Raw genomic sequence first — 12,355 nt, 5'->3', positions numbered from 1 at the left:
CTGCCCCAACTTCCTTAGTTCGTTCGCACTACCTTGATGATGCGGAATCCCTTGCGGGTGTCCTCACGTGTGACCGTGTGAGTGTCAGCGAACTGGGTTCCTAACCACTTCTCGAACGAGTCTGCACCCAAGTGCTTCGCCACAACCAAATAGGCCTCACCAGACACATTGAGTCTGGGTAGCCAGGTGTTCATGATTTCGTGGAGCTCTGACTTTCCCACGCGAATGGGAGGGTTAGACCAGATGAGGTCAAACCTCAGTGCGGCATCTAGCGAATCGGGCAGACCAACAGTGATGTTTGCTAGGCCTAAACGTGCGGCATTCCTGCGAGTGAGCTCAAGAGCACGCTCATTGACGTCAACGGCATAAACCGAGGCTTCAGGAGCTTCCAGTGCCAAGGTCAGTGCCATGGGTCCCCAGCCGCAGCCCACATCAAGAAAATGACCAGTGCTGGGCGGAGTGGGGACGCTGTATAGGAGCTGTTCCGTTCCAGCATCAATGTGATCGGGGCTGAAAATACCGCCCGCTGTTTCCACGGTGTAATCACCGTGCGACAAGCGCACGGCAATCTCAGTAGTGCGGAACTCTCCTGCGGGCTGTGCCGAGAAGTAGTGCTCGGTGTTCTTCTCGGTCATAACTTCAGGCTAGTTGACAGTGACGTTCCATGAACCGTCAGCCTTGATGGTGACGACCGATGGACCTGCGGAGATGGGGCCGCGCTGATCAACCATGGTGGGGGAGTTCACCAAGGTGAGTCCAGGAGTAGTTGGTCCGAAGAACTGGGTCACAACAATTCCCTGGTCAGGAACAAAGGTCTGTGCGTGAAGAGTTGCTGCGGCACCTGCGTAGAGGTACACAACATCACCGCTCGTGGAACTTGGTGCAGACAGGGGGCCCTGCGGGGCAGTAGAGACTGGCGAAATAAGAACAGACCATGTCACTTCGTTTGCTGTAGTGATCTTGAGCGCGCCAGCGGTGTTGTTACCGTATCCGGCAAGACCAAATGCGACTGTTCCGTTGTAGGTTCCAGGACTCGTCACGATCGTGTCAATCACGGTGACGTTGTCTGTTGCGAGAACTTCAACCAGGAAAGGAACATCGTTGAGGTTCGTGGAGTCAATCTTGACCACACCTGCGGTGATGTTGTTTCCGAAGTCCACGACCTTCGTGCCTGTCTGGTTGGTGCGGCTCACGGGTGTGAACGTGCCATAGGTCTTGTCTGCCCAGGCAGTTACAGGAACAACAGTGGGGCTAGGTGTGGGTGTGGGGCTCGCGGTCTTGGTAGGCGTAGGAGTCGCCGTGGGGGTAACCGTGGGCGTCGGAGTCTTGGTGGGTGTTGCTGTGGGGTGTGGGGTGGGGGTCACCGTGGGGATGCCCGAATTGGTGGGGTCTGGCTTAGGTGTTCCGTTCGCAACAGCAACAAAGGTCACCAAAGCAATCACGATAACGGCAGCGAGAACGCTGACGATGATCCAGGGAAGCTTGGAAGCTGAGCGTGCTGGATTGCTGGGTGTAGACACAAGAACTCCTCATAGAAATGGTCTGCGTAGTGACGCAGACCGTACCAAGAGTTTATCGCGTACGAGCAGGCTCCTCAACGGTGGGGCCAGAGCACCCCTTGGTGGGGCAACCATCATCAGGCGCTCCCGGATACATCATGCACCCGCCTAGGACAATCTCTCCCCGTGCGACCTGTTCAAAGGCGTCCGGTGCAGGAAAGCCATAGACAATCGGCACCAAAGCAGCACCGCAGTGCGGGCATGGGGCAAGAGTTGTGGTCATAGCTTCACACTACTGCGCTGCTGAGGACGTCGTGAGCTTCTTCACCACGGGGTTGTTGAATCAATTTGTTTCATGTCACGCTCTCATTTGTCGTGTGATTTGCCAAAATTGGACCCATGGAACTCACTTCGCAGCAAAACCAGAAGGCAGTGCAACGAGTCCTTTCTGTTCTGAATCGCTTCGACCTCATGGGTTTAGAGCCAGGTCGGCCCGGGGGCGTTCCCGATGATGAGTACCTACCCGAGGCGTCTGCATTGGTGCAAGTACTTGCCATGAACGGGGCGATTGATGTTGACCAGTTGCGCCACACGTGGCTGGAGTGGCTGAGCGACGACCTTAGCGGACAACCGAGTGACGTCCTAGACGATTTGGTTGGGGCGCTCATCAAAGAATTTCGGATCGCAATAGTCGAGTAGTTATTCACCATCAACTAAGCGAGTGGGTTTGTCATGTGGTTATTCTGATGAGAACCCTAGCTGGGAATGATTCACAGCCAGTGGCGATATCTTTGAAGCAATGACTACTGAGTCCTCTGACGACATCGTTGACCGCGTTCTCTCCCGTGCTGCGGAGAAAACTGACCGGGCACGTGTTTCCGTGTTTTCTTCCGGCAGAGCGCAAGCACTAGATGACTCTTCTGGCAGTGATCATGACCGCAGTTTTGACGGTGAACAGCAAGATCTCGCTGACCGTATATCGCTGCGTCGTGTGCAGGGCCTTTCCACTGAACTCGAAGACGTCACCGAGGTTGAATACCGCCAGGTTCGTCTAGAAAACGTTGTTCTCATTGGTGTTTATCCCAAGGGGCAGGTTGAAGACGGCGAGAACTCCATGCGCGAACTTGCGGCACTGTGTGAAACGGCGGGTGCTCAGGTACTCGATGGTGTGATGCAGATGCGACCCATGCCGGATCCTGCAACCTATCTCGTGACCTCGTTGCCGCACTGGGCGCAGACACCGTCGTGGCAGATACGGAGCTGTCTCCTTCCCAGCGCCGTGCTTTGGAAGACGAAGTTAAGGTGAAAGTCATTGACCGCACCGCGGTCATTTTGGATATCTTTAGCCAGCACGCCAAGAGCCGTGAGGGTAAAGCTCAGGTCGAGCTAGCTCAGATGCAATACATGCTTCCCCGTCTGCGCGGTTGGGGTGAGTCGATGTCCCGCCAAGCCGGTGGCCAGGTGGGTAGTGGCGGGGCCGGTATGGGTTCTCGTGGTCCTGGTGAAACCAAGATCGAACTGGACCGTCGTCGCATCAACACGCGCATGGCCAAGCTACGCAAACAAATCGAAGCGATGAAGCCCGCTCGTGACACTAAGCGCGCTAATCGCAAGCGCAACTCTGTTCCATCAGTAGCTATTACGGGATATACCAATGCGGGTAAGTCTTCTTTGCTCAACCGCATCACCCGGGCAGGTGTTCTCGTTGAGAATGCGTTGTTTGCAACCCTCGATGCCACTGTTCGCCAAGCACAGACCGAAGACGGACGAAACTACACGCTCGTCGACACCGTGGGCTTTGTTCGCAACCTCCCTCACCAGCTCGTGGAAGCGTTCCGCTCCACCATTGAAGAAGTAGCAGATGCAGATCTGATTGTCCACGTCGTGGATGCCTCGCATCCAGACCCTGCGTCGCAGATTCGCACCGTGAGAGATGTCATTGGAGAAGCTGAAGCCTCCGATATTCCAGAACAAATCGTTTTCAATAAGTGCGACCTTATTGATGACAACACCCGCTTGTTACTTCGTGGGCTCGAACCCTCTGCCATCTTTGCTTCGGCGCGAACGGGTGAAGGTATAGACGAAGTTCTTCGCGTCATCGCTGAACGTATTCCAACCCCGGATGTTCCCTTGAACTTGCTTGTTCCTTATGAGCGCGGAGATGTCGTCTCCTCGTTGCATGCCAAGGCCGTGGTTGATTCCACAGATTACGAAGAAGGCGGCACTCGCATGCATGTGCGCGTCAAGCACGCAGATCTTCCCCAGTTTGAGGAATTTGTCTCTGCCTAGTTAGAGAACTTTGAACTCGGTGAGCTGGGCAGCAAGGCCAGCCCCATCAGGGGCATAAACCCAAGGTGCATCGCCGGCCTGAATGTGTTCCTCGGCTTTTTTGCGACCACCGGCAAGCACAGCTTCACCATTAGAAAGTTGGCGTATGGCCACGGCTTTGACATTGCCGGGGAATTCTTTTTCAAACTCGGCATAGATGGACTCATCGTGTTGCCCATCATCACCCACAAGAATCCACTTAATCTTCGGGAACTCTGAAGCCAAACGGCGCAACTGGGTCTCTTTGTGTGCACGACCAGAACGGAACATACGGTCGTGAGTGGGGCCCCAGTCGGTGAGGAGCAATGTTCCCTGCGGGTACAGATTACGTCCGAGGAATCGGCGCAGTGTAGGAGCAACATTCCATGCGCCCGTGGAGAGATAGACCACCGGCATATCTTCTTGAATGCTTGCGACGCGAGAGAGGAACACCGCCATGCCGGGGGTTGGAACGCGAGCATGTTCGTCCAACACAAACGAGTTCCAGGCAGCCAAGAACGGTCTCGGAAGTGCGGTGACCATGACGGTGTCATCAACATCAGAAACAAGCCCCACTGTGGCCTTGGGCGAAATGACATGAATGGTTGATTCAGTGACATCAGAGCCTTCTGCCTGGATCTGCACGGTGTGCATTCCGGGGGAGAGCTTCATCGGGATTTGCACGTCCACCACACCACCACGGTCTGCCTTCACGACGGTGTCTACGCCGTTGATGGTGATGGTGACAGTGACGTCGTTGATGGGCACGGCGGTGAATGAGCGCCAGCCTCGCACGCTCTCAGAACGCTTTTGCATTTTGCGTGCAGCTCGGGAACCGGGGCGGGGGTTACGAGTCAACAGAACTCGAGAAAGAACACGCACCCACTCGGTTGATCCATAACCGGGATAGGGAACAACAGTGACGGCGTAGCCTCGCTTGCGTGCACGCTTTTCTCGGTAGGCGTGAAAGCGGTCCTCGATGCGAGCTGCGCGGTGCATGACATCTTGCGTTAGCTCTGCAGCGCTCGTAGGTTTACTCGACTTCACGTCACTCAGTTTGTCAGAGTTTAGGAACCCAGAGGGTTCTCAACCGTGCTGGGGTCATGATCAGCGGGTTCTTCCATGTACTTCTCTTGAGTCTTTTCGACGCGCTTCTTGATCAGCGAGACGGCGATAACTATCGCCGCGACAATGCCGAGGAAGAGGAAACCTGCCCAGTCGTATTTGGCAGCGAACGCTTCGTATTGGTCTTTCAAGACTGCCGCCAACGTGACGTAGACAAAGGTCCAGATCACACACGCTGCAGATGTCCAGGCAATGAAGGTGCGGTATTTCATCTTCGTCATGCCGACTGTCAGGGGAATGAGTGAGTGCAGGATGGGGAGGAATCGGCTCAGGAATACCGCGATGCCGCCACGACGATCGATGTAGTTTTCTGCCTGCTCCCAGCGGTGGGGTCCAAGCTTTCTACCCAACCACGAACGGCGAATGTGGGGACCAAAGTACTTGCCCACAAAGAACCCAATGGTTTCACCTGTGAGTGATCCCACAATCACCATGACAATCATGAAGATGTATTCCTGCAGGTTCGTAATGGCAGTGCTGGAAATCAAAACAACGGTGTCACCGGGGATAACCAAGCCCACCAGGAACGAAGTCTCCAACATGATGAACAGCGAAGAAAGCAGTGTTCGTGTGACGGGATCAACCGAAGCCACAGCGGACAAGATGTTGTTGATGATCTCGTTCATCAGGCCTCCGGCAATTCTTCAGCGAGAAGGTCATATTGCTGGCGCCAATGCGCCAGTCTTTCTTGGTTCACGCTCAACGATGGACCATTAACCCAAGAAACTGCTGAACGTATGCCGTGAAGAGCATTCACAGCATAGAGTTCAACTCCCTCAAGATCTGCAGGCGTTGCCCAGGTTTCGCTGACGCTGAAGCCGCCTTTGGCGGCAAGTTCTTTTGCCACAGCAACGCTCACACTATTGACGCGCAGTGCTTCTGCGGGAGGGAGGTGAAGGCCGCCCTCGGCTAACCAAATCAGGCAGGTTGTGGATCCGTCCACAACCCGACCTTGAGCATCCAGGATGACTGCATCGTCTGCACCTTGAGCCTGCGCTTCAGCACGCAAAGCATTGAGCGCGGAGATATCTGGTCCCTTGATGGTCGGCTCAACCCGGGGGTCGTGAGACGCAGTGGCGAGCACGATGGTCTCATGAAGTTCAGGAGCAGGACGTATGTGAAGTTCCAGTTCCCCACGCTCGGTCAGGTCAATGCGAGGAAAGAGTTTCCCAGTGCGGGGAAGTGAAGCTGTGACCGCAGAAAGAAAATCATCCAGTGGACGGACTAATCCTTGGAATTCTGCAGAGGCAGAGAAACGGTCGAGGTGGCGCTGATACGCCACAACCTTTCCATCATTCAGAAGGAACGAGTCGGCGACATAGAGAGGTATTTCTGGCGCGCCTGTGACGTCAACAAGTTCACTGCCATTCCAGCGAAAACGTAAGACATCCACAGCCCTAGGCTAGTACGGTGACCAGGCAAGTTCAGCGCGTAAGGATGTCGCAGTGGGTAGACCCTGCTGCTGCCTACGCTGCGCTTGCAGAGGGTGAACCACGTGCCGTCTGGCTTGATGCTGGCCCCCACGCCACTACCGGCTTGTCCTATATCTCTATTCCCACAGAGAAAACTCTCCACGAAAACGTGGACGAGGGGGACGTCACCATCTTCGAGCGTCTGCGCTCAGCGGTGGAACATGATTCGACAGTAGACACCTCGGCAGTCCGAGAGGACGGATTTGCCCTGGGCTGGGTGGGCTGGCTGGGATATGAACTAGCTGCACACACCACCGGAGTCCCTACTGCTCAGGCACGAACCCCAGATGCCCTGTTTGTCTATGTGGATTGGGCCCTGGAGTTTGATCACGAACTTCACACCCTTGATCTATTAGTACTCGGTGATGATGATGCACTCCAGTCCAGACTCACTGCTGTAGAAGAGGTATTGAGTACTGCAGATACTCCTGAAGTAGACGTCGCCGTCACGGCGCAGGCAGCTGCCGTGTCCTGGCGTCACAACCCTCAGGACTATCAATCTCTGGTCCAGCGCTGCCTCGATGCCATCACGGCAGGTGACGCCTATCAGCTTTGCCTGACCAACGAAGTGCGGGTTACGGGAACTTTCAATCCTCTCCAGGTCTATCTGCGCCTGCGTGAGGCAAATCCCAGCCACCACGGAGGCCTCATTGTGGTGGATGACATTGCGTTGCTCTCCAGTAGCCCGGAAGTCTTCTTGTCTGTTGATTCTGATGGTCACCTCACCACCAAGCCCATCAAGGGAACCAGGCGCCGAGGCGACAGTGTTGCGCTGGATACCGCGCTCGCCGAGGAACTTCTCGCCAGTGAAAAAGAACGTGCAGAGAATCTCATGATTGTGGATCTCATGCGTAATGACGTGGGCAGAGTTGCACAGCTCGGCACAGTGCAGGTGGATTCACTTCTGGAAGTGGAAACCTACGAACACGTTCACCAACTGGTTTCTACGGTTTCTGCAGACTTGGCCCACGGCCTGACTGCAGTTGATGCTCTGGAAGCGTGCTTCCCCGCGGGGTCAATGACGGGTGCTCCCAAAATCAGTGCCATGACCATCCTCCACGGCTTAGAGCAAGGACCCCGGGGGATTTACTCGGGAGCCTTTGGCTATCTGGGCATAGATGGCGCCGCGAATCTGGCCATGGTGATTCGCAGCATTGTGCTGACGCCTGAAGGTGCCTCGATTGGCACCGGTGGTGGCATCACCAGTGGATCTGAACCACGTGCAGAACTCGAGGAAACCTGGGTCAAAGTTGCACCGTTGCTCAGGGCATTAGGGGTCTCTCCAAGCGAGTATTCTTAGAAGGATGTCTGAGAACGAGGGCGCGACCTATAACTTCGCGGAAATTCAAGAAAAATGGCTTCCTATCTGGGACGAGATCCAGCCATTCCGCTCTGACGACCCCACAGATGAGCGTCCACGCAAGTATGTGCTCGACATGTTCCCTTACCCCTCCGGTGACCTGCACATGGGTCACGCTGAGGCATATGCCCTCGGTGACGTGATTGCCCGTTACTGGCGTCACCGTGACCACAATGTTCTTCACCCCATTGGTTGGGATTCGTTCGGTCTGCCCGCTGAGAACGCGGCAATCAAGCGCGGACTGAACCCTGTCACCTGGACCTACGACAACATCGACCAGCAGAAGCGCTCTATGCGTCGCTATGCCACCAGCTTTGACTGGTCACGAGTCATTCACACCTCAGACCCTGAGTACTACAAGTGGAACCAGTGGTTGTTCCTGCAGATGTATAACAAGGGCCTGGCGTATCGCAAGGACAGCTGGGTCAACTGGGACCCTGTAGACCAGACCGTTCTGGCCAACGAGCAGGTTATGCCTGATGGCACCTCGGAGCGCTCTGGCGCCATCGTGGTGAAGAAGAAGCTCACCCAGTGGTACTTCCGCATCACCGACTACGCAGATCGTCTTCTCGATGACCTCGACACCCTCGAGGGTCAGTGGCCTGCCAAGGTGCTCACCATGCAGCGCAACTGGATTGGTCGCTCCATCGGTGCTGACGTTGACTTCGTGATCGAAGGCCGCGAGCAGCCTGTCACGGTCTTCACCACCCGCCCAGACACTCTTCACGGTGCAACCTTTATGGTTGTTGCTCCTGATGCAGATCTCGCTTCTGAACTGGCTGCTGGTGCAACCCCTGAAATTCAAGCTGCTTTCGCTGACTACCTCACTGAGGTTCAGAAGGCGACGGAAATTGAGCGCCAGGCAACCGATCGCCCCAAGACTGGCGTATTCCTGGGGCGTTACGCCATCAACCCGGTCAATGGCGAACGCCTGCCTATCTGGGCTGCAGACTACGTTCTGGCTGACTACGGCCACGGTGCTGTGATGGCAGTTCCTGCTCACGACCAGCGCGACCTTGACTTTGCTCGTGCATATGACTTGCCCATCAAGATCGTCGTGGATGTTCCTGCAGGAACAGACGAAGACGGCAACGTTCTCGATAACAACCCTGCCGTGACCGGAATTGCCACCGGCGGCGAAGGAAAGCTCATCAACTCGGGCGAGCTCGACGGTTTGACCAAGAAGGATGCGATTGCCAAGGCAATCGAGATTCTTACTCAGCGTGGCACCGGTAAGGCAGCCAAGAACTTCCGTCTGCGCGACTGGCTCATCTCTCGTCAGCGTTACTGGGGAACTCCTATCCCCATCATCCACGCGGAAGATGGCACCGAGATTCCGGTTCCTGAAGACCAGCTCCCGGTTGTTCTTCCTCCCACTGAAGGTCTCAACCTTCAGCCCAAGGGTTCATCCCCGCTTGGTGCAGCAGAGGACTGGGTAAACGTCCCCAACCCGATTGATGGCAGCCCTGCTCGTCGTGACCCCGACACCATGGACACCTTCGTGGATAGCTCCTGGTACTTCCTGCGCTTCTTGTCGCCGAACGATGACACTCAGGCATTTGACCCTGCAGAGGCTAAGAAATGGGCACCGGTTGACCAGTATGTCGGTGGCGTAACCCACGCCATTCTTCACCTGCTCTATGCCCGTTTCATCACCAAGGTTCTCTTTGACCTCGGCTTCATCGACTTCGAAGAGCCCTTCACAAACCTGCTCAACCAGGGCATGGTGCTCATGGAAGGCTCAGCGATGAGCAAGTCCAAGGGCAACATTGTGAAGCTCTCTGAACAGCTTGAAGAACACGGTGTGGATGCTGTGCGACTCACCATGGCCTTCGCTGGACCACCTGAGGACGACATTGACTGGGCAGATGTTTCTCCTGCCGCCAGCAACCGTTTCTTGGCTCGTGCCTGGCGTATTGCTCAGGACGTCTCGAGTGCTCCTGGCGTGGATTTTGCAGCCGGAGATAAGGCATTGCGCAAGGCAACCCATCACCTCCTTGCAGAGGCTCCTGGACTCATTGAGAGTTTCAAGTTCAACGTTCTCGTTGCACGCCTGATGGAACACGTCAACGTAACCCGCAAGGCCATTGACTCTGGTGTGGGCGCAGCAGATCCTGCTGTGCGCGAATCAGCAGAGACTATCGCCATGATGCTGGACCTCTACGCTCCCTACACCGCTGAAGATATGTGGGAAGCCCTTGGGCACAAACCTGCAGTTGCTCACGCTGTGTGGCCTGCGGCAGACCCAGCGCTACTGGTTCAGGACTCGGTGACCTGTGTAGTTCAGGTTGATGGCAAGGTGCGTGACCGTCTCGACGTTGCTCCAGATATTGCGGAAGCAGATCTCGAAGCACAGGCCCGTGAACTTGCCGGTGTTGTTCGAGCACTCGAAGGTCGCGAGATCGTCAACGTGATTGTGCGTGCACCCAAGATCGTGAGCATTGCCACCAAGCCTTCGGCTTAGTGATTTTTCTCTTCCGCGTTAGCGGTTAGAGATTGTGACGACGGCGCCGCGCTTCGCTTGGCTATCGCCTGCGAGGCTTTGGCTTCGAACTGCCTTGGCATCCCACAGTTCTTGGTCAACTTCGGTTGCAAAACCAAAGCCAGCTGCCTGGAGGACAGCAATTGCGTCCTTGATGGACTTTCCAACAACGTTGGGCACGGTAACCAGGTCAGGTCCCTTTGAAACGACGAGGGTCACATTTGTTCCCTTGGTGACAACACCTTCAGGAACTGCGAGTGAGATCACGGTGCCCTTAGCGACATCGCTAAATTCTTCATTAGTTGCACCGACCACGAGACCCGCATCTGTGAGCGCCTTTGTTGCATCGGCAACACTCAAGCCGTCAACGGGGGGAATAGCTCCGAGGGAGACGACGAACTGAACTTCTCCACCGACGGGATACTTCGCAGGCAAGGGCTGGCCCTTACCATCAAGGGCTGCAATCACAGAACCCTTGGCAACATCTGCAGAGAATTGTTCAGCGGGGTCCTTGAGTTTGAAGCCCAACTCTTGTGACTTCTTCTTGGCATCTGCTTCCGTCATGCCAGCAAATGCAGGAGTGTCCACAATTTTGGGACCCAGAGAGACCATGATCTTCACCGTTGCGCCACGAGTGATGGTACTTCCACCCTTGGGGTCAGTGTCAATGACCTTGCCCACGGCAACAGTGGAGTCATTTGCTTCGACCACTTTGGCGGTAAAACCAGCTTCTTCGACCAGCTTCTGAGCATCGGCAGGCGCCATTCCTGCAGTCGCAGGAATCGTGGCTAGGGATCCTGGGCCAGAACTAAAGAACCAGCCAGCTGTGGCGCCCAGAACGGCTAGAACAATGGTGATGCCAAAAATCCAGAAGCCACGACTACGTCGTGTGGAGGAAATCTCCTTCAGGGCGGCCACGGGATTATCGATGGGGACCTTGCGGTTCAGGCCAGCGAGAGCTCCTGTTCCGAACGCCTTCGTCTCATCATCTGATCCAATAAGCATGCCCGCTGGCATGACCATGGTTTGCTGGGTTGAAAGGTCCTGGTAGCTCGAACCGGTGCGAATCACTTTCTCAGCTTGGAGAAGTTTGTCAAGCAGAATCCCTGCATTCTCAGGTCTGCCGTCGGGGGAGCGAGTAGTTGCCCACTCCACAATCTCATCAAGTTCGACTGGAATGGCTGGGTTGGAAGCTGAAGGGGCAGGGACCTTATCGTTGGCGTGTTGGTATGCCACAGCCATGGGCTGTTCACCCTTGAAGGGCTGCTCGCCGGTGAGCATTTCATACATCATGATGCCGATGGCATAGATGTCACTGCGGGCATCTGCGACGCCACGAGTCAAGAGTTCGGGGGAGAGGTACGCGATGGTGCCGAGCAGTGCCTGACCGGATGCCGTGTTGGCTGTGGTTGCTCGAGCTAGACCGAAGTCACCGAGTTTGATGCGGCCGTCATCAGCGAGCAGAACGTTCTCCGGCTTCAGGTCGCGGTGAACAATGCCTGACTCGTGGGCGGCGGCAAGGCCCTGCAGAACCGCATCCATGATGTCGACAGTTTGCTCTGGGGTGAGCTTGCCGTAGTCCTTGAGGAGATCGCGCAGAGTAATACCTCGCAGGTATTCCATCACCAGGTCACTGTCTTTATGGTCTTGCAATCTGGTGTGCCGGTTGGCATTAGAGAACGGCTTGCAGGATGGTCCACCAATGACAACATCAACATCGTCTACCAGGTTCTCTTGTGGGTATCCGTTGGGCGTGAAGGCCTTATGGATGTCACCATGGACAATATGCGTGCCGATGTTCTGCTGATAGGTTCGGCAGGCGGCAGCATCGTAGTCAATGGCATACTTCAGCTTGAACTGTGGGTCCTGAAAAAACGGCCAGTCTAAAATACCGGCACCACTGAATAAGGACACCACAGAAAAAACTGTTTTCAAATCCTGGTGGATACGCGGGATGTCAATGGGTGTCTCCTGTTCGGCTAGGTACTCATCTAGGGAGAGTTGTGCAGCGCAGAAGTGCGCCGCCGAGTACCCTGATGCCATTTTGAGGATGTTGGTCTGGGGGATAACCAGCTGGATGAGTTGCCCGCCTGCTCTCCCCTTTGCAACA

Annotated in this window: 10 protein-coding genes and 1 pseudogene; 4 read left to right on the top strand and 7 right to left on the bottom strand. The window is 55.5% G+C overall.

All coding sequences use genetic code 11. From position 1 onward, the window contains the following. Positions 1-14: 14 nt before the first annotated feature. From RR877_RS08555 to RR877_RS08545, 3 genes are read right to left on the bottom strand one after another with little or no spacing between them, the layout of a single operon-like run. Positions 15-635, bottom strand: coding sequence for a methyltransferase (locus RR877_RS08555; RefSeq protein WP_332551395.1), 621 nt, complete (start codon positions 633-635; stop codon positions 15-17). A gap of 9 nt (positions 636-644) precedes the next feature. Next, positions 645-1,520: a hypothetical protein gene (locus tag RR877_RS08550; protein ID WP_332627928.1), complete on the bottom strand. Its 876-nt coding sequence runs from the start codon at positions 1,518-1,520 to the stop codon at positions 645-647. 52 nt (positions 1,521-1,572) lie between these two features. Next, entirely contained in the window at positions 1,573-1,782 is a 210-nt protein-coding gene (locus RR877_RS08545) for a hypothetical protein (RefSeq protein WP_332618843.1), read from the bottom strand. Between the two features lie 116 nt (positions 1,783-1,898). Here RR877_RS08545 and RR877_RS08540 point away from each other — a divergent pair, with 116 nt between their 5' ends. Together RR877_RS08540 and hflX are read left to right on the top strand one after the other, a co-directional pair. Beyond that, positions 1,899-2,198, top strand: coding sequence for a hypothetical protein (locus RR877_RS08540; RefSeq protein ID WP_332618844.1), 300 nt, complete (start codon positions 1,899-1,901; stop codon positions 2,196-2,198). 100 nt (positions 2,199-2,298) lie between these two features. Further along, a pseudogene (hflX, locus tag RR877_RS08535) lies at positions 2,299-3,788 on the top strand (GTPase HflX). On the opposite strand, the gene RR877_RS08530 reads toward hflX, so the two are convergent. From RR877_RS08530 to RR877_RS08520, 3 genes are read right to left on the bottom strand one after another with little or no spacing between them, the layout of a single operon-like run. Continuing rightward, entirely contained in the window at positions 3,789-4,853 is a 1,065-nt protein-coding gene (locus RR877_RS08530) for a phosphatase domain-containing protein (RefSeq protein WP_332618846.1), read from the bottom strand. Positions 4,854-4,873: 20 nt separating this feature from the next. Then, entirely contained in the window at positions 4,874-5,557 is a 684-nt protein-coding gene (locus RR877_RS08525) for a DedA family protein (protein WP_277494449.1), read from the bottom strand. Then, positions 5,557-6,324 (bottom strand): aminotransferase class IV, encoded by a 768-nt coding sequence (locus RR877_RS08520; protein ID WP_332551142.1) that lies wholly within the window; start codon positions 6,322-6,324, stop codon positions 5,557-5,559. The genes RR877_RS08525 and RR877_RS08520 overlap by 1 nt, the downstream gene beginning before the upstream one ends. A gap of 44 nt (positions 6,325-6,368) precedes the next feature. Between RR877_RS08520 and pabB the strand changes: the two genes are divergently transcribed. Together pabB and leuS are read left to right on the top strand one after the other, a co-directional pair. Then, on the top strand, positions 6,369-7,703 hold the full coding sequence (gene pabB / locus RR877_RS08515) for an aminodeoxychorismate synthase component I (RefSeq protein WP_332627927.1): 1,335 nt from the start codon (positions 6,369-6,371) through the stop codon (positions 7,701-7,703). 4 nt (positions 7,704-7,707) lie between these two features. Beyond that, positions 7,708-10,227, top strand: coding sequence for a leucine--tRNA ligase (leuS, locus tag RR877_RS08510; protein ID WP_332618849.1), 2,520 nt, complete (start codon positions 7,708-7,710; stop codon positions 10,225-10,227). Positions 10,228-10,245: 18 nt separating this feature from the next. Here the strand turns inward: leuS and RR877_RS08505 are convergent. Next, positions 10,246-12,355 (bottom strand): PASTA domain-containing protein (locus RR877_RS08505; protein WP_332627925.1); only part of this gene is annotated, 2,110 nt, incomplete at its 5' end.

The organism is Aurantimicrobium sp. (assembly GCF_036667855.1).
Taxonomy (GTDB): Bacteria; Actinomycetota; Actinomycetes; order Actinomycetales; family Microbacteriaceae; genus Aurantimicrobium.
This window is presented reverse-complemented; position numbering and strand designations above follow the sequence as displayed.